We start from the raw sequence: 18,275 nt of genomic DNA, 5'->3' as shown, positions 1-18,275 counted from the left end.
CCTATGCGCATTTGAACGGCTCTTGCGAGCAAAAAATCGCCGCTTTACTAAGTTTACAGAGCATATGTGGCAATTTGGCAACGGGTGTCCTACCCCTTGAAGCATGAAGGGCATTCAAATATGAATAAAATGTTATTTATTAGGAGACGTTGTCAGGGATAATAAACCTCATCCCGACGGCTCGAGACGGGATGAGAAAGATTTTTAAAGTTGAGCTCAGCTGTCATCCCGCAAAGACTACATTTGCATCGCCCAGCCTTCGATATCCATAGCTGCCTGCCGAACGGCTTCGGAGACTGTTGGGTGGGCATGGCAGGTTCGAGCAAGGTCTTCTGATGCTGCTTTGAATTCCATCGCTACACAGACTTCGTGGATCATATCTCCCGCCAATGGCCCAATAATATGAGCGCCAAGAATTTCGTCTGTTTCAGCATGGGCGAGTACCTTAGCAAATCCGTCCGTCTCATGATTACAGCGCGCGCGTGAGTTGGCTGTGAAAGGGAATTTACCTTTTTTATAGGGAATACCGGCTTCTTTCAGCTCTTCTTCGGTTTTTCCGACCGTGGCAATTTCCGGATGCGTATAAACAACGCCTGGAATTACGTCGTAATTCACATGCCCAGCTTTGCCTGCAATGAGTTCCGCCACGGCAACGGATTCTTCTTCCGCTTTGTGTGCTAGCATTGGACCTGTTGTGCAGTCTCCAATGGCCCAAACATTTTTGGCTGAAGTTTTGTGACCGTCCGTTTCGACGAAGCCGCGTTTGTCCGTTTTGATATCCAGAGTTTCCAGACCCAATCCTTTAGTAAAGGGACGGCGACCGATAGACACCAGAACGACGTCGGCATCGAAGCTCTTGGCTTTCCCGCCGTCAGAAGCTTCCGTTTCGACTTTCAAACCTGATTTTGACTTTGTGACTTTTGTCACCTTCCGACCGAGCTCAAATTTCATTTTTTGTTTTTTGAACGTGCGTAATGCCTGTTTTTGCAATTCTGAGTCAGATCCCGGCAGTATTACATCAAGAAACTCGATGACGGTCACTTCTGCGCCCAGTCGGCGCCAGACTGAACCGAGCTCAAGACCGATGACACCGCCGCCAATAACGATCATTTTTTTCGGTGTTTCCTGCAGGTCGAGCGCGCCCGTTGAAGAGACAATCTGCTTCTCATCTATTTCGACATTTGGAAGAGTTGCCACCTCCGACCCCGTGGCGATAACAATGTTTTTAGTCTCATAGACTTTGCCATCGACGTCGACTTTGCCCTCGCCCACTATTTTACCAAAACCTTTAATATGTTCCACATTGTTCTTTTTGAACAGGTATTCGATGCCTTGGGTTAGGCCGCCGACAATCTTATTCTTCGCTTCAATCATCGCCGGAACATCAGCTTCAACCGTGGCTTTCATGCCCATAGCAGGGAAGTCTTTCTGCGCGGTTTCGTATAAAGCCGTGGCATGGAGAAGAGATTTAGATGGAATACAACCCACGTTCAGGCACGTCCCGCCGAGTGTCTTCCGACTTTCGATGCAGGCCACTTTCAAGCCAAGCTGTCCGGCGCGAATGGCGCAATTATATCCGCCTGGCCCGCCGCCAATTATAATGACATCATATTTCTCTGACATGGAAAACTCCGCGCTTAAATCTAGTGTCAGAGACTTAGGCGCGCGAAGCTTTGAGGTCAATCAGGCTTAGTGCAATATACCTTTGCTCGCTAAGTTTCTGGAGACAAAATATTGCACGAAACCCATAATTGTGACGAAGATCATAATGCCGAGATAGGCCCCGCCGAGAACGGCGAATGTTCCTCCAATAAAATCTATGATCAAAGACAAAAGAATGAAAACCAAACTGAAAAGAAATACTTTCGTCGCCCAAGATTTTCGAAGTAGGAATAGAATAGCGCCAATCAATCCAGGCCAAACGGCTAAAGCAAATATCGTCATATAATACGAGGGGGCGTCTAGTAGAAAGGCTATCTGATCTTCGGTATAACCTTGCGTCGCAAGGCCTTCCGGCGTTGCCATAACGCCAGATAAATAATTCATCACCCCAAAGAGGTTCCATACGAGAAAGACAATGCCTAGCAGCCAGAACCAGATAGGCGTTTTCACTACAGTTGTCATAAATCCCCCTCGTTTTTATTTAAAGTAGCATAAATTTCGGATTTTCGCAATCTTAGAGATCTCCAATAAAAAAGGCCGCGCAAAGCGGCCTTTTTTTACAAATCAAGAAGAAGTCTCTCCGGGTCTTCCAGACATTCTTTTACCCGAACAAGGAAAGTCACAGCTTCTTTCCCATCCACAATACGGTGATCATAAGACAGAGCAAGATACATCATCGGGCGGATAACGATCTGGTCATCTACCACAACAGGGCGTTTTTCAATCTTGTGCATGCCAAGTATGCCGGACTGCGGCGGGTTGAGAATGGGTGAGCTCATCAGCGAGCCATAGACGCCGCCATTAGAGATCGTAAAGGTGCCGCCGGACATATCATCCATAGACAGTTGCCCATCGCGGGCTTTTTCGCCCAATTTGCCAATGCCTTTTTCAATGCCGCCAAGCGACAGCTCGTCGCAATCGCGCAACACAGGCACAACAAGGCCTTTATCCGTGCCGACCGCAATCGAGATATCATAATAGTTTTTATAAATGATATCTGTGCCGTCAATTTCGGCGTTGACGCTCGGGACGTCTTTCAACGCCTGAACGCAAGCTTTGACGAAGAAGCTCATAAAGCCGAGCTTGATGCCGTGTTTCTTCAAAAACAGTTCTTTATAATCGGATCGCATGGCCATGATATGGCTCATATCCGCTTCGTTATAGGTGGTGAGCATGGCCGCAGTGTTTTGCGCGTCTTTCAACCGACGGGCAATTGTTTGGCGGAGGCGGGACATGCGAACACGCTCTTCACGAGCGCCAAGTTCACGCGGCGCGGACGGCGTTTTAGGCGCCGAATCCGATTTATCAGAAGAAGATTTTTTCACCGGCGGATTATCTTTTGCTTTCAGCGCATCCGCTTTGGTAATACGGCCGTCCTTGCCTGTGCCCTCAACGTCAGCGGCATCGATCCCGCTCTCTTTGAGGATGCGAGCAGCGGATGGCATGGCAACGGCGTCTGATGATCCAGAGTCTTTATTTACAGACGGCGTTCCGCCAACCGCGCCGCCTTCATCCCCCTTAGAAGGCGCGTCAGGCTTGCCTTTGGCAGGCGCGGAATTGCTCTCGCCGAGGCGGGCAATCGTTTGGCCGACTTTCGCCGTATCTCCTTCAGCGACCAAATGCTCGACGATAATGCCGGAGCGAGGCGCGACGAGTTCCTGAGCGGCTTTGTCGGTTTCAAGCTCGACAATAGGTTCGTCTTTTTCAACAGTGTCGCCCACCTGTTTCATCCAGGACGCGATCGTCACTTCTGAAACAGATTCGCCTACATTTGGCACATCAATATCAAGGGCAGAACCTGCGTCGGCGGCTTCATCAGAAGACGGTTCCTCAGTTTGAGATTTTGTTTCCGCGTCACCTTTGTTGGCGTCCTTAGTCTCTTTGGAAGATGTCTTTCCGGAGCCGGAACCCAGTTTGGCAATCACTTTCCCAATTTCAGCGACATCGCCCTCTGCGACCAGAATTTCTTCCAGTACGCCGTCTTCAGGCGAAACAATCTCTTGAGACGCTTTGTCCGTCTCTAGCTCTACAATCGCTTCGTCCTTCTTGACGCTGTCACCGGCTTTTTTCATCCAGCTTGCAATTGTGACTTCCGAAACACTTTCGCCGACATTTGGAATTTTAATATCTGTCATAATTTTCGTCTTACCTTTTAAGGAGCCGCCTATTTGGCGAACGCCCCGTCAAGAATGGCTTGTTGTTCTTTTTTATGTTTAGCGCTGATACCAGTCGCCGTCGAGGCCGCAGCGCCGCGCCCGACATATCGAGGCCGCGTGGTTTTCGCGCCAATCGCTTGAAGGCTCTCCTCAAGGAATTCATGAATGAAGGACCAAGCGCCCATATTTTTCGGCTCTTCCTGACACCAGACGATATCAGCTTTTTTGAATCGGCTTAATTCCTCCTGTACCGCATCATCCGGATAAGGGAAAAGCTGTTCAATACGGAGCAAATAAACATCATTTATGTTTTGCTTTTCGCGTTCTTCAAACAAGTCGAAATAAACTTTGCCGGAGCACAATATCACGCGTTTAATTTTTGCGTCCGGAAGCAGTTTAATTTCAGTTGATTCCGGACGATATTCCGCGTCATCCCACAACAAACGGTGGAATTCCGTATCACTTGCCATCTCTTCCAGTGTTGAAACACAGAGTTTGTGACGCAACAGGCTTTTCGGACTCATATTTATGAGGGGTTTGCGGAATTGACGTTTTACCTGACGGCGCAGCGCATGGAAATAATTGGCCGGCGTCGAAATATTTGTGACCTGCATATTATCTTCGGCGCACATTTGGAGATAGCGTTCCAGACGGGCGGAACTATGTTCTGGACCTTGCCCCTCATAGCCATGTGGCAAGAGCATAACGAGACCCGACATGCGGAGCCATTTTTGCTCGGCGGAAGATATAAACTGGTCCACCATAACTTGAGCGCCATTGGCGAAATCCCCAAACTGGGCCTCCCAAATCGTAAGCGCTTTCGGAGCTGCAGTAGAGAAGCCGTATTCAAATCCCAGCACCGCTTCTTCGGACAGATGCGAATTGAGAACTTGATAATATTCTTGGTCATCAGACAGATTATTTAACGGCGTATATTTATGGCCGTCCGTCTGGTCGATAAAGTGAGATTGGCGCTGTGAAAATGTTCCCCGCTCAGAATCCTGGCCTGATAAACGAACCGGGTGGCCCTCTGTAATCAGCGTCCCGATCGCGAGATGTTCCGCCAGACCCCAGTCAATGTTTTCACCCGTTTCAATTTTCTCGGCGCGGGCTTTGATAATCCGCTTCAGCGTTTTATGAATATTGACACTATTCGGGATCGTCGTGATTTTTTTACCGATTTCTTTTAAGGTCTCGAGATCAACATCCGTATCGCCTCGACGCTTCCCGTCTTTTTCCGTCGGAAGGCTCAGCCCTTGCCAAACTCCCTGCAACCAATCCGGTTGTTTGGTTTCGTAGGTTTTGGCCTTTTCAAACTCTTCATCCAAAAACGCATAGAAGTCTTCGACGCGCTTTTCATGATCTTCTTTCGTCAGATCACCTTGCTCTATCAGCCGTTCAGCATAAATCTCACGCGTGGTCAGGCGGTCAGCAATCGCCTTATACATAAGCGGTTGAGTAAAGGACGGGTCGTCCCCCTCATTGTGACCGTAGCGTCTGTAACAGGTAATATCCAGAACGACATCCTTGCCGAACTTTTGACGGTATTCAGTCGCGATACGTGCTGCATAAACTACCGCTTCGGGGTCATCACCATTTACGTGAAAAACAGGCGCTTCGACCATAAACGCGACGTCCGAACAATATTGGCCGGAGCGATACTCGTCCGGCGTTGTAGTAAAGCCGATCTGATTGTTGACGACAACGTGTATGGTTCCGCCCGTTCTATAGCCCGTAAGCTGCGACATCTGGAAAGTTTCCATGACCACACCCTGGCCAGCAAAAGCCGAATCCCCGTGCAAGATAACCGCCATAACTTCTTCGGGTTTATGAGAGCGGTATGTGCCAGAGGCCATTTGCTGCTTGGCGCGGGTTTTCCCTATCACAACAGGGGCGACCACTTCCAGATGGGACGGGTTGGGGGCGAGCGACAGGTGAACAGAGTTTCCGTCAAATTCACGGTCATCCGAAACGCCCAAATGGTATTTCACATCCCCGGAGCCAAAGTCTTCACCGCCAGCGGCGACGCCGCCTAAAAATTCATAAAAAATCGCGGAATAAGGTTTTTGCATGACGGACGCCATCACGTTCAAACGTCCGCGATGAGGCATGCCGAAGTTAATGTCTTTAAGACCTAATTGACCGCCCCGTTTAATAATTTGCTCTAGAGCGGGGAGTAAACCTTCGGCGCCGTCCAGTCCAAACCGCTTTGTTCCGGGGTAGCGTTTATGCAGGAGCTGCTCAAACGCTTCGCCTTCAATCAGTTTCTGCAAAATCGCCAAGCGGCCCTCTTTAGAGAAGCTGATCTCTTTCTCAGGGCCCTCAAGGCGTTCTTGAATCCAGGCTTTTTCGTCCGGATTGGACACATGGGTAAATTGAACGCCAAGGGTGGAACAATAGGTGCGTTTGACGATGTCGATGATTTCATTCACCGTCGCATAGTCCAGTCCCAACACTCCGTCGATAAAGATGTCTCTATCTCGGTCAGAGTCTGAAAACCCATAAGTCGCAGGATCGAGTTCAGGATGCTCGCCCGGTTCGGCCAAACCCAACGGATCCAGATTGGCAATGCAATGTCCGCGAACGCGGTAAGCCCGGATCATCATTAGCGCGCCAATAGAATCCTTAGCCGCCTGCTGAACTTCGTCTTCGCTCAGATTTGGATTGGCGTGAGCTACTGCTTTTTCGGCGGCTTTTGGATCTGCGCCCCAATCCCCTGTCAGGGCAGAGGTCAGCTCGCCATCTTCCGCAACCGGCCAGTTCTTTTGCTTCCAGGCCGGACCGTCCGCAACGTGGCGGGCATTTTCGGTCTCTTCGCCAAGGTCAGCAAAATAAGACCGCCAACTGGCATCAACACTTCGGGGATCGCGCGTATATTGCGCCTGCATCTGTTCCAGATAGGCGGCGTTTCCGCCGTCCAGGAAAAGTGTGTCCAGGAATTCCTGATTTTGATCAGAACGGCTCTTGTCCGCCATAGGTCGACCTCTGGGTCTAGTGAATACTCAAACGAGCTACGCCTGAGTATTACATATGTATCCGTAACTAACTGTTTAAGACATCCATCATGGTTTCGCCGAGACGCGCTGGCGAGTCAGACACCTTGATGCCTGCCTTTTCCATTGCGGCGATTTTGTCATCTGCGCCGCCTTTACCGCCGGAAACAATCGCGCCGGCATGGCCCATTGTCCGTCCGGGAGGGGCTGTGCGGCCCGCAATGAAACCAACCATCGGTTTCTTAATGCCCTTTTTAGCCATGTGCGCAATATATTCCGCCGCTTCTTCTTCGGCTGAGCCGCCGATTTCGCCAATCATAATGATTTGCTTGGTCTCATCGTCATTCAGGAACAATTCCAAACAATCGATGAAGTTCGTGCCGTTAATCGGGTCGCCGCCAATACCAATCGCCGTCGTCTGGCCAAGGCCGACCTGAGTGGTTTGGAATACAGCTTCGTAAGTCAGTGTACCGGAACGTGAAACCACGCCGCATGTGCCTTTTTTGAAAATTTTGCCGGGCATAATGCCGATTTTGCACTCATCCGGGGTCAGAACGCCGGGGCAGTTCGGGCCGATGAGGCGGGATTTGGAGCCTTGAAGCGCGCGCTTGACCGGGATCATATCTGCAACAGGGATGCCTTCGGTAATCGCAATGATAAGTTCCATCTCGGCGTCAATCGCCTCAAGAATGGAGTCCGCTGCGAAGGGCGGAGGCACGTAAATCACAGAAGCTGTTGCGCCTGTGGAGTGCTTGGCTTCCGCGACCGTGTCGAAATTCGGAAGACCGATGTGCTCGGTGCCGCCTTTACCTGGGGTGACGCCGCCTACCATTTTTGTACCGTAAGCAATCGCCTGTTCCGTATGGAACGTGCCGGTTTTGCCGGTCATGCCCTGCGTAATGACTTTGGTGTCTTTGTTAATTAATACTGACATTTATATATCTCTTTTGAATTATCTTCGGGCTTATGACTTAACGGCAGCAACGATTTTCTTCGCCGCGTCGTCGAGATCATCAGCGGCAATAACGTTTAGGCCGCTCTCATTGATAATCTTTTTACCCGCTTCGACATTTGTGCCTTCGAGGCGGACCACCAGCGGCACTTCGAGGCCAACTTCCTTGACCGCATCGACAGTGCCTTGGGCGATGACGTCACATTTCATGATGCCGCCAAAGATATTGATGAGGATGCCTTCAACTTTGTCGTCCGATGTCAGGATTTTAAACGCGGCAACGATATTTTCTTTCGTCGCTCCGCCGCCCACATCAAGAAAGTTGGCCGGCTCTGCGCCATAGAGCTTGATGATGTCCATGGTCGACATGGCCAGACCTGCACCATTGACCATACAGCCAATATTGCCATCGAGGGCGACGTAGGAGAGATCAAATTTCTTGGCCTGGGTTTCTTTTTCATCTTCTTCGGTGATGTCGCGAAGTTCCTGAATATCAGGATGACGGAAGAGCGCGTTTTCATCAAAGCTGATTTTCGCGTCCAAGCAATGCAGGCGACCATCTTCGGTGACAATGAGCGGATTAATCTCGAGCATGCTCATGTCTTTGGCGAGGAAGCCTTCATAGAGCGTCTTGCCGAGCTTGGAAGCTTGCTTTGCTAAGTCGCCGGAAAGATTGAACGCCTTGGCTAAAGTCCGTCCGTGATGCGGCATAAATCCAGTTGCCGGGTCAACGTCGAAATTGATGACTTTTTCAGGTGTATCATGCGCAACCGCCTCGATGTCCATGCCGCCTTCGGTGGAGACGATGAAAGAGACGCGAGAGGTTTCGCGGTTAATGATAATGGAGAGGTAAAGCTCTGTTTCGATGTCGGAGCCGTCTTCGATATAGAGGCGGTTGACCTGCTTACCGTCTTCATCTGTTTGCGCGGTGACGAGATATTCGCCAAGCATTTCTTCAGCATTTTTTACAACTTCGTCGACGGAGAACGCAAGGCGTACGCCGCCCTTGGCGTCTTCTGGGGCGCCAACGAATTTACCTTTGCCGCGTCCGCCGGCGTGAATTTGGGATTTGACCACCCAGAGCGGGCCGCCCAGGGCCTCGGCTGCTTGTTTCGCCTCGGAGGCGTTGAAGATGGCGATGCCTTTCGAAACAGGCGCGCCAATTTCTTTGAGGACAGCTTTGCCCTGGTATTCGTGAATGTTCATGAAGTCGTGTCCGCTTTAGCTAGGGTTCCTGGACTTGACCCGAAACCGAGCCAAAATTCCTACCCCATATAGGCAGTGCGAGCGGCCCCCGCAACCAAGGAATCAGAATAGCAGACCTGATTTTTGTTAGGGGTGTTTGCCTAAAAAGTTTGCGGCCTTCCCATCCAATCAAAAATCAAGCGCTCTTCCACGCCCCGTGAAAGCCCAGGGGCAAAGCGTAAGGCAATTCGAACACGGCAATCGGACCATTAGCAACCTTATCTGCGCGGAGCACATTCAAGCGGGTCACCTTTGCTTTATAGTCTAGGCTGGTCCCAATAAGATAGCCGCCGTCTTCGAAATCTGATGCTGTAGACGGAATGAACAAATGTTCTTCAACCAGACAGTCAGCTCCATAATCGTAGGATTGTAGCTCGTGAGTCTTAAGGTCGTGCCGCAAAATCGCCGTCTCGCCCGGACGGTTCGCCTCAGATTTACCCACTGTGTAGAGATAGCGCGCGGCCTTTCCGCCAAAAGCAGGATTAAACTGCGGGAAATCGTGGCTGGCTAGAGTTTCCGTAATGGGCGCAATAGAGGCGGCGCCGCCTGCCTTTAACACGACTTCCGATAAAGTGGTCGGCCCGTGATCCGGGAGTTCACCGCGCATCAGGGACTTTGCGCTATGCGAAACAAACTCAGCCCCGTCTGTTTTGCATAGCGTGAAGCGGATATCTCCGGAATCCTCCTGATAAGCATTGCCGAAGTGAAACTGAAAGCCGGGCGAGAGGTCATAATCCTGCCGATTATCCAGATCATCCATATCCAGAACGATGACCCGTTGCGGGGCGTCTTTCTGATATTCAAACTGACTGAGATAATTGTGACCGTTCCGAACGGCGCGAAAGGAATTCGCCACAAAGATCAACTGTCGGTCCGTAATACAGAAGTCATGTATCATGCCGGGCGGCACATCTCTTATCAGCTTTGCTTCGAGCAGCTCTCCCTTCGGGTTCAGCTTGTATAGGATGAGCGCTCTCATATCGACGCTTTGGCCAAAGTTCCAGATATGGCCTTTCCGATCAATTTTCGGATGGGCCGAGAAAGGCATGCCGTGTAATTTGTCTGTCCAGACTTTCGGGCCATAGGTCTCCAGAGTTTCGGGATTCATTCGATAGGCTGAGCCGCCTTCCCAAAGTGCCCAAAGCTCATCGCCAACGGGGAGCACGCTGGTATTCGCCGCATTAGCGCTATCCGGGCCAGTCATTGGATAAGCGTCTTTAACCGTCGTGCCAAATCCGCCCACTGTAAACCGCCCGGCTTTTTCGTTCTGTTTATAGAGCGCGGTCTCGACCGGGCGGCCAATATGAGAGACCTCACCGCCGCCCATCCGGAAGGCCTGAACCATCCCGTCGCCGTCAAACCAATGCGTCATTCGAACTCCGCCGCGTTCGTGAATGGCCGGGCCGTTACGGTAAAAGGTTCCGGCCAAATCAGACGGCAACGCCCCGCTCACGAGCTTTACAGATTCTGTCTGCAATTGACGGCGGACAGAGTTTTGCCATCCAATGTGCCAATCGGGCATGTTTGCCGCTTGAGCGAAAGCGAGTTTTGGCATTGCGGTCGTGGCGGTCAGAGCGCCGAAGGCCTGAAGTATATTGCGTCGATTCAACTGGGTCATAGCGTCCTCCGGGAATTGGGGTCAGTTGGATTAAAAGGTGATGTTCTGGACGGCGCCGTCTCCGGTGACTTCAAACTTGGCTTTGGACCACGGCGCCGGACCCATCGTGCCAGCCGCATTATTTGAGAAGGCATAGGGCTCTGTCGGAATGCCGAAGACATTAGTATTCATTTCTCCGTCACCATTGACGTCATGGAACATACGGATCGCGTAGGTCCCCACGGGCAGCTCTTTGAAGATCAGCTTCACGGTCTCGCCTGTGACAGGTTCAGTGGCGCCGCGCAGCGGCTTTCCGCCATATCCAGCCTCATCGCTCAGGGCGGCCATGACGTTGCCTTCCTGAACTTCAAACCCCGAGACGTTTATGGTTAACGTTGCGGCGCCGGACTTCATTTCAGGAGCGGCGGGTTCTGTGGCAGAGGCGGCCATTGGCTTCGCTTTTGCTTCTGTGGTCGTACAGGCGCTTAGTGCTAAAGCGCCGAGAGCCGCCGTAAGAAGAAAAGAGGTTTTGATAAGGTGTGTCATGTTCAGTCCTTTGAAGTTTTGCGCCGTGACGCGTTTAGGTATGAAGAGATAATGCACGGGGAATTCAGGGATAAAAGCCGGGATACGTGAAGCGGCGCTTTGGCGTCGTGAAAGGACGCGTTTTATCGTTCACGGGCCGTGAATGGTCAGGTTTTACGCTTGAATAACAAGGCTATACCGTTCACGATACGTCAACGGATCCGATTTTTAAGAGAACGCCTTCCCGTGAAGTTCCTAATTAAACTCTTTTTGCCGATGATGGCGACCTCTCTGATTGCAGGAACAATTCTTGCCATATTGGGGCCGCTTGGAACCAGCCGGATGCCGCTTCCAGGGCGGCTGATCTATTGGGTCGGCCTGTGCCTGGCGGGCGGGTTCGGGGCCGGAATGGTCGACCTCGTCGCGGAACGGCTTAACCGAACTTTGAACTTCTGGCAGGGCGTGTTGAGTCAGTCTGCTGGCGCGACCCTTTGCGTGTCGGCTTTCATGTTTCTCCTCTACCCCCCTTATAATTGGCAGAATGTCGTGATGACGATTTTATATGTCTGGCTGATTTCTGCTATTCTCTGTTTTGTCGGCGCGCTGGTTCATAAACGCCGGGCAGAAGCACAAATCCAGGAGCGCGCGGACCGTGCTCCGCTACTGGAGCGCCTGCCGCCGAAACTCCGGGACGCCGAAATTTACGCCATCAGCGCCGAAGATCACTATGTCCGGGTGCACAGCTCGGCCGGAGACGAAATGATTTTGATGCGTCTTTCAGATGCCGTGAAAGAAGCCGCGCCGCTTTTAGGAGTTCAAACGCATCGTTCCTGGTGGGTGGCCGAGAAAGGAATTGAAACCGTCAAAAAAGCGAATGGTAAAATCGAGCTTGTTTTGAAAAACGGCCTGACAGCCCCTGTCAGTCGTTCAGGCCGAGCGCAGGTCAGTGAGGCCGGCTGGATTTAAACCCCTTTTCGCGCTTCCCAATCCGCGCGGTTTTGCGCATAGACCCAGCACAGCTCATCGGTAATGGCGGGGATGCCTTTCAAAGAATAATCGCGTTTAGAGCCCAAGGCCTCGGCAGTTTTCATACTCGCAATATTGCCGTCTTGAATTGTGTGAATGATTCGGTCCCAGCCCAAGGTTTCAAACGCGTAGTCAATACAGGCCGCCGCGGCCTCTTTGGCAAAGCCTTTGCGCCAATGATTTCGATGGATCGTCCATCCGATTTCCGGCTCCGGCCATTCTTCGGGATACCACGGACCGACACGCCCGACCCACTCATTTGAGGATTTCTCAATCACCGAGAAAAAGCTATATCCCCTTATCTGTTGGTGACCGATCGCCGTCGCCATGCTGCGCCAGGATTGCGCGCGATTGTATCCCGGCCCGCCGCCAATATAGGTCATGGTGGATTTGTCCGCGAAACAATCTGCCCACGCCTCAAAATCTTTTTCGGGGTCAATCGGTCGGAGAAGGAGACGGTTCGTTTCGAGGGTCGTTTGGGTCATGAATGCCTCATGCAGGGAAATGTAAAATCTGGCAAGTTTGAGTTTTGGATATGCGAGAGCGCTCCGCCAAGAGGGGCTTGACAGAGGACTGCTTTCAAGGCGCCAGATAAGGGCGAAAGACTAAACGCTTAGTTTCGCGTCAAGGTCACCGGGGCTTTGGCCCCTGCGAAAGCACCATTCATATACCCTTCAAACAAGAGGACTCCCGAGCCGGAATTGGGGCCATTGAATTTCACCAACAACGTCATGACCAGTTCGCCCTCATCAGGCACCAAATCACGTTTCGGACAAAGCTCCCTATACTCCTCGATCACCATGACAGGGGCGTCAGACGTTGTCCGAGCCAACTCCATAGGACCATTTGAATCTCTACAGACCATAAACGCTCCCAAACTCCCTAATATCACTGTAGTTGAGTTTTTGTATAGCCCTTTGACATCGGCTGATAAATCATAGAGATTCGACCCAACCATGAGCGGCAAGGAATACCAATCACACCCCCCCGACGTGTCGATCATACCTTCTGCGTCAGACTCCCGCAACATAGTGTCGATTTCGGCGACGCCATCAGGAGCCACGGGCGCAAGAACAATCTTTTCTCCTCCCTGTTGAATAGACGCCAAACCGGCTTCCTTATCGACGTCAATATCAATATTTTGTGGTGGGTGAGCCATGAGAGGTATCGGAAGAAATCCTTGCCCCATGGCCACCCCCGCGCCCTGTTTTAAACTCCAGCTCCCCTCTATCGTGGAAAGAAGCTCATTCGGAGCAGTGGCGCAGAAACTCTCTAGACTCTCGTCCGGCCCGCCTTGGGCTATAGCTGGCCCCGCCAAACCCAGACCCGAAATAGCTATCAAAGTTAAAAGTCTCTTCATCGTGCCGCCCCGCAAATAGTTATGTATATAACATAATATCAGATTGGAGCGACAAAAAAAAGGGCGTCGAAAATGCACGGTGGAGCCATATCGTTACAAGTGGATATTAACGAGGAGACCCTTGCGCAATAAAAAAACGGGCCCGGAGGCCCGCTTTTATATTTTGGTGTTATCCGTCACGGCGGACCGAGACGGCGCTGATGAGAGACTAGTCTTTAAGCTCCGGCTCCATCTCTTTGCAATCGGCGATGATTTTCTCGACCGCTTCGACGGAGTTCATGAACATTTCGCGCTCGTCTTGCTTGAGGCGGATATTCATGACCTTTTCCACGCCGCGCGCGCCGATCATGGCCGGGGCGCCGACATAGAGGCCGCGAACGCCGGCGATTTGGCCGGAGAGACGCACCGCGCAAGGCAGGATGCGTTTCTTGTCGCGCAGATAAGATTTCGCCATTTCAATGGCGGATTCTGCGGGCGCGTAGAAGGCCGAGCCATTTCCGAGGAGGCCGACAATCTCGCCGCCGCCCTTACGAGTACGCTCGACGATAGCGTCGACGCGCTCTTGCGTTGTCCATTTCATTTTAATCAGATCCGGAAGCGGCACGCCGTTCACGGTGGAGTAGCGCACGAGCGGCACCATTGTGTCGCCGTGGCCGCCGAGAACAGAGGCGTGAACGTCTTCGACAGAACAGCCGAATTCATCGGCAAGGAAATAACGGAAACGGGCGCTGTCCAAAACGCCGGCCATGCCGACGACTTTGCGCGGCTGAAGACCGGAGAATTTCTGCAAGGCCCAGACCATCGCGTCGAGCGGGTTAGTAATGCAGATGACAAAGGCTTTCGGCGCGTGTTCCTTTATGCCTTCGGCAACCTGTTTAATGACGCCGAGGTTTTTGCCGATCAGTTCTGACCGGTCCATGCCGGGTTTGCGCGGGAAACCGGCCGTGATGATGCAGACATCTGCACCCGCAATATCGGCATAATCATTTGTGCCTTTGAGGTTGGAGTCCTTACCAAAAACCGGCGCAGCTTCGGAGAGGTCAAGCGCCTTCCCTTTGGCGGTGCCTTCAAAGATATCAAAGAGGACAACATCCCCCAGCTCTTCGCGGGCCGCGATGTGGGCCAAGGTTCCGCCGATCATACCGGCGCCGATAAGGGCGATTTTTGCGCGTGCCATAGGAATCTCCATTCAGGCGATTGAATTTGGCCGTGGTTTAGCGGGGCGCGGCGGGCGTTGCAATGGCAAGCAAGCCCTCGGATACATTATTCTTCCGCGTCTCATCCGCGCCTCAATACATTGAAACTATCGTTAGGCGGGGCGGGACAAAGGCCGATCCGAAAAAAGCGGGGGCAGTCAAGGTAGAGAGGAACGGCGCAGCCTATGCCTCGGCCGGTGCCTCCATCTTCCTACGCTCGGCCAGATAGTCATGGCTTCGCATTTCCATCAGGCGGCTGACCGTGCGTTCAAACTCAAAGGCGCCGTCGCCGTCCTGATAGAGGTCTTTTGGTTCGACCTCGGCGCTCATGATTAGTTTAGTTCTGGTTTCATAGAGGGCATCGATGAGCGTCACGAAGCGCTTGGCCTCGTTCCGACTGTCCGGGCCCATTTGGGGAACATTTTCCAGAATGAGAGTCTGAAAGGCATGGGCAAGGCGAAGATAATCGGCCGCGCCGAGCGTATTGTCACAGAGCCGGGCAAAGCTCGCGCGGGCCGTTCCGGCTGCTGTTTTCTTTAGAATTAATTCCCGCCCTTGCACGGACAACACAGTTTCGCGCGGACTCGCGCCGCCAATAAGGCGCTGCCAGGCCGCCTCTACTCCCGCTTCGGCCTCTTCATCTAGAGGCGAGTAATAAACAGGAGCGGCTTCCAGTTGGCGCAGTCTGTGGTCTGTCTCTCCGGCGAATTCGTGAATGATTAAATGTTCCGGCATCCTCTCTATGAAGGGAAGAAACAATCCGCGGTTTAGTCCGTTTTCGTAAAGGTCTTCCGGCGGACGGTTAGAGGTCGCGACGACAATAACGCCCTCGGCCCAGAGCGCGTCGAACAGGCGCGACAGGATCATGGCGTCGGTAATATCTGTGACGTGAAATTCATCAAAACAAAGTAGCTCTGCATTTGTTGCAATTTGCTTTGCCACTGGGGCGATGGGGTCTCCGTCATTGTCGGCAGAGCGGCGGCGAAGATTTATTCGTGCGTGAACGTCAAGCATGAAAGCGTGGAAATGGACGCGCTGTTTTGTCTCTATCGGAGCCTCTTCAAAAAACCAGTCCATCAACATGGATTTCCCGCGCCCCACCCCGCCCCAAAGATAAAGCCCTATAACGGGATCTGGCTTTTTGCCGAAAAGTTTAGCGAGCACTCCGGGGCTGGGACGATTGCTTAAACGACCCAATAGGGAATCCAGTTTTTTGGCGGCCTCAATTTGCGCCGGATCCTTTTCCAACTCGCCTGCGTTAATGCAGGCGTTTAATTTTGCTAAAACACTCATTTCAGACTGAGCAGAATAATGGCCAAAGCAAGCAGGCCAAAAGAAAATAGGCAAAGCCCGTAAAAGAGCGGTTTATGTCGTATTGGGGCCATAAAACCCTCCTTGCCTAGCCTTTCCCCCAGGTCAAGGCAGACTGCATCAAAGCTCTGAGTTAACACACTTGAAAAGACTATTTTCGAGAATTTGGAACTTCGTCCGTGCTTTGACGTTGAAATTTTGTTAATGTTGTCGGCAAGGGGACGGGTTTGTCGTGCCCTATAGACGCATTTAATTTGATAGGCATCGGGCCTGTCTTTTACACAGCTTCTATTTTTCTCTGGAGGGAATACTATTATGGAACAATTTGACCGCCTCTTTGACGGCATGCCGCCGATTGTGGGCAATTCGATTTCTGCGGCGATTATTCTGCTTCTCGGCTTTATTATCGCTTTTGTTATTAAATCTATCGTCGCCGGCGGCATTAACCGCACAGGACTTGGCAAAAAAGCCCAAACCAGCGGCGGAAATATCGGCAACGCCATTGGGCGCGCATTATTCTGGCTCGTTGTTTTATACGCCGCCTATCTCGCCCTCGGCCGCCTCGGACTTTCCGAAAATCTCGGCCCTGTAAACGGCTTCTTTGACAATATCGGCAGTTACGCCGCCAATATCCTCGGCGCAGGTCTGTTATTCATTATCGGTTATTTCCTCGCCAAAGTGGCGCAAAATGCCGTGACCGCCACATTAGAGGCCGCGCAGCTTGACTCGCTGGCCAGTAAATCAGGCTTCACCTCTGCCACCGGCTCTCAGGGCTCTATCGCCCGGGCCCTCGGAACATTGGTCTTTGTCGTGATTATTGCGCTCTTCTCTATTGCCGCGCTTGACGCCCTGGACATCTCCGGTGTTTCTGACCCGCTCAGCAATATGCTCAGCGGCTTCTTGAACTTCATTCCAGAATTGATCGGCGCGGCCGCTATCTTGGCTGTGACCATTTTCATCGGTCGGTTTGTGTCGGAATTCTTGCAAGACTTCCTACCGAGTCTCGGCTTTGACCGTTCCGTAAATGAAATCATGATGCTCGACGATGGTGAAGGCTTGAAAACCTCGCCGTCCAAAGCCGCAGGTTATGTCGCCTTCTTGATTATTCTGGTTATTGGCGTCTCTGCCGCTGTGAACCTATTAGGTAATGACAGTCTGTCCTACGCCTTTGGTTCAGTGCAGGAGTTTGGCGGATCGCTTCTTGAAGCAGCCATTCTGATCATCATTGGTGTGTTCCTTGCGAGTATTCTCGGCCGGTTCATGTCCTCGGTCATCAGCCCGCGCATTGCGACCTTTGTCAAATATGCGGTGATGGTATTGTTTATATTTATCGGTTTGTCTTCCCTAGACCCCGAAGGCCAAATCGTACCAATCGCCTTCTCATCTCTGGTTATCTCTGCCGCTGTTGCTGCCGCGATTGCCTTTGGTGTCGGCGGACGGGACTGGGCCGCGAAAGTGCTCAACAACGCGCTGCCGCCGAGCAATGTCAAACCCCTTGGGAAAGACAAGCCAGCCGTCAAAAAAGCGCCTGCAAAACGCAGCACGCGTAAACCGCTTAAATAGGCTTTAATTAGTCCATTAATTAGTCCATTAATTAGAAAGCCGCCCGTCAGGGCGGCTTTTTTTGTTTGGAGATTTGTCGCGCCTTACCGCCGCCGATAATTAACAACCCATCTGTCGGCCCACTCAGCCTCGGCCTCACCTTTGCCTTGCCAGCGCCAAGTGAGGCTGTCGGGTTTGACGTCCTCAAACACCATGCGCGAATACGGACCTTTATCGTTCAGGCGATCCATTTCCAAAATGAACGTTCCCTCGTCTTGCAATCCGCCGTGTAGAGAAAAATATCCGCCTTGGTTATCGACCCAAGTCTGCCGCCACTGTCCGTGCGGTTTGGAGTAGGTTGAAACGCTCATCCCTTTGAGCTTATTGCCGGGGGCGCCGTCAAAGTTTTCGGTGATAACGCAATCCCCAAAAGGTGAACGCCTAATGACGTTCTGGCCCGAGCGGGTCGTTCCGTCCGCCGCTTGCCATGTCAAATCCCACTCACCGACCCAGAAATCCATCTGCCTGTATTCGGCCGACTGACAGGGGGCTGGAGGCTGCGAAGGTGCGTTCGCTTGCGTCTCTGAAGAAGTGTTCGTTTCATTTGCTGTCTGCGCCAACGCGGCGCCACTCAGGCAGATAAACGAGAAAAGGCTCGCGTTTAATTTCAGACGTTTCATATTTACTCCCCTTTTCTCTGATAGTTTAGG

At 52.0% G+C, this 18,275-nt stretch carries 15 protein-coding genes; 2 read left to right on the top strand and 13 right to left on the bottom strand.

Annotated features, from left to right (window positions below; all coding sequences use genetic code 11):
• Positions 1–237: 237 nt before the first annotated feature.
• The 8 genes from lpdA to ACNA05_RS12055 all read right to left on the bottom strand — a co-directional run bounded on the left by lpdA (position 238) and on the right by ACNA05_RS12055 (position 11,151).
• Positions 238–1,623: a dihydrolipoyl dehydrogenase gene (lpdA, locus tag ACNA05_RS12090; RefSeq protein ID WP_415811756.1), complete on the bottom strand. Its 1,386-nt coding sequence runs from the start codon at positions 1,621–1,623 to the stop codon at positions 238–240.
• 66 nt (positions 1,624–1,689) lie between these two features.
• A complete protein-coding gene (locus ACNA05_RS12085) occupies positions 1,690–2,124 on the bottom strand; it encodes a hypothetical protein (RefSeq protein WP_415811755.1) in 435 nt (144 codons plus the stop codon).
• Between the two features lie 95 nt (positions 2,125–2,219).
• Positions 2,220–3,797: a 2-oxoglutarate dehydrogenase complex dihydrolipoyllysine-residue succinyltransferase gene (gene odhB / locus ACNA05_RS12080; protein WP_415811754.1), complete on the bottom strand. Its 1,578-nt coding sequence runs from the start codon at positions 3,795–3,797 to the stop codon at positions 2,220–2,222.
• 29 nt (positions 3,798–3,826) lie between these two features.
• A complete protein-coding gene (locus ACNA05_RS12075; protein ID WP_415811753.1) occupies positions 3,827–6,793 on the bottom strand; it encodes a 2-oxoglutarate dehydrogenase E1 component in 2,967 nt (988 codons plus the stop codon).
• A 67-nt stretch (positions 6,794–6,860) separates the two neighbouring features.
• On the bottom strand, positions 6,861–7,745 hold the full coding sequence (gene sucD, locus ACNA05_RS12070; RefSeq protein ID WP_415811752.1) for a succinate--CoA ligase subunit alpha: 885 nt from the start codon (positions 7,743–7,745) through the stop codon (positions 6,861–6,863).
• Between the two features lie 30 nt (positions 7,746–7,775).
• Complete coding sequence (gene sucC, locus ACNA05_RS12065; RefSeq protein WP_415811751.1) at positions 7,776–8,969, bottom strand: ADP-forming succinate--CoA ligase subunit beta; 1,194 nt, start codon at positions 8,967–8,969, stop codon at positions 7,776–7,778.
• A gap of 175 nt (positions 8,970–9,144) precedes the next feature.
• Positions 9,145–10,626 (bottom strand): carotenoid oxygenase family protein, encoded by a 1,482-nt coding sequence (locus ACNA05_RS12060; RefSeq protein ID WP_415811750.1) that lies wholly within the window; start codon positions 10,624–10,626, stop codon positions 9,145–9,147.
• A gap of 30 nt (positions 10,627–10,656) precedes the next feature.
• Positions 10,657–11,151 (bottom strand): DUF2141 domain-containing protein, encoded by a 495-nt coding sequence (locus tag ACNA05_RS12055; protein WP_415811749.1) that lies wholly within the window; start codon positions 11,149–11,151, stop codon positions 10,657–10,659.
• 225 nt (positions 11,152–11,376) lie between these two features.
• Between ACNA05_RS12055 and ACNA05_RS12050 the strand changes: the two genes are divergently transcribed.
• Positions 11,377–12,096 (top strand): LytTR family DNA-binding domain-containing protein, encoded by a 720-nt coding sequence (locus ACNA05_RS12050; RefSeq protein ID WP_415811748.1) that lies wholly within the window; start codon positions 11,377–11,379, stop codon positions 12,094–12,096.
• Here ACNA05_RS12050 and ACNA05_RS12045 read toward each other — a convergent pair.
• The 4 genes from ACNA05_RS12045 to zapE all read right to left on the bottom strand — a co-directional run bounded on the left by ACNA05_RS12045 (position 12,093) and on the right by zapE (position 16,005).
• Positions 12,093–12,641 (bottom strand): GNAT family N-acetyltransferase, encoded by a 549-nt coding sequence (locus ACNA05_RS12045; protein WP_415811747.1) that lies wholly within the window; start codon positions 12,639–12,641, stop codon positions 12,093–12,095. The two genes, ACNA05_RS12050 and ACNA05_RS12045, sit on opposite strands and share 4 nt — an antisense overlap.
• A 128-nt stretch (positions 12,642–12,769) precedes the next feature.
• Positions 12,770–13,516: a hypothetical protein gene (locus ACNA05_RS12040; RefSeq protein WP_415811746.1), complete on the bottom strand. Its 747-nt coding sequence runs from the start codon at positions 13,514–13,516 to the stop codon at positions 12,770–12,772.
• A gap of 208 nt (positions 13,517–13,724) precedes the next feature.
• Positions 13,725–14,693 carry a malate dehydrogenase gene (mdh, locus tag ACNA05_RS12035; RefSeq protein WP_415811745.1) on the bottom strand — a complete coding sequence of 323 codons (969 nt, stop codon included), beginning with the start codon at positions 14,691–14,693 and terminating at the stop codon, positions 13,725–13,727.
• Between the two features lie 202 nt (positions 14,694–14,895).
• A complete protein-coding gene (gene zapE, locus ACNA05_RS12030; RefSeq protein ID WP_415811744.1) occupies positions 14,896–16,005 on the bottom strand; it encodes a cell division protein ZapE in 1,110 nt (369 codons plus the stop codon).
• Positions 16,006–16,338: 333 nt separating this feature from the next.
• On the opposite strand from zapE, the gene ACNA05_RS12025 reads away from it, so the two are divergent.
• Positions 16,339–17,586, top strand: a complete 1,248-nt coding sequence (locus tag ACNA05_RS12025; RefSeq protein WP_415811743.1) for a mechanosensitive ion channel — start codon at positions 16,339–16,341, stop codon at positions 17,584–17,586.
• Positions 17,587–17,669: 83 nt separating this feature from the next.
• Here the strand turns inward: ACNA05_RS12025 and ACNA05_RS12020 are convergent, their stop codons facing one another.
• On the bottom strand, positions 17,670–18,245 hold the full coding sequence (locus ACNA05_RS12020) for a hypothetical protein (RefSeq protein ID WP_415811742.1): 576 nt from the start codon (positions 18,243–18,245) through the stop codon (positions 17,670–17,672).
• Positions 18,246–18,275 lie beyond the last annotated feature (30 nt).

It is taken from the genome of Litorimonas haliclonae, assembly GCF_965138505.1.
Taxonomy (GTDB): Bacteria; Pseudomonadota; Alphaproteobacteria; order Caulobacterales; family Maricaulaceae; genus Litorimonas; species Litorimonas haliclonae.
This window is presented reverse-complemented; position numbering and strand designations above follow the sequence as displayed.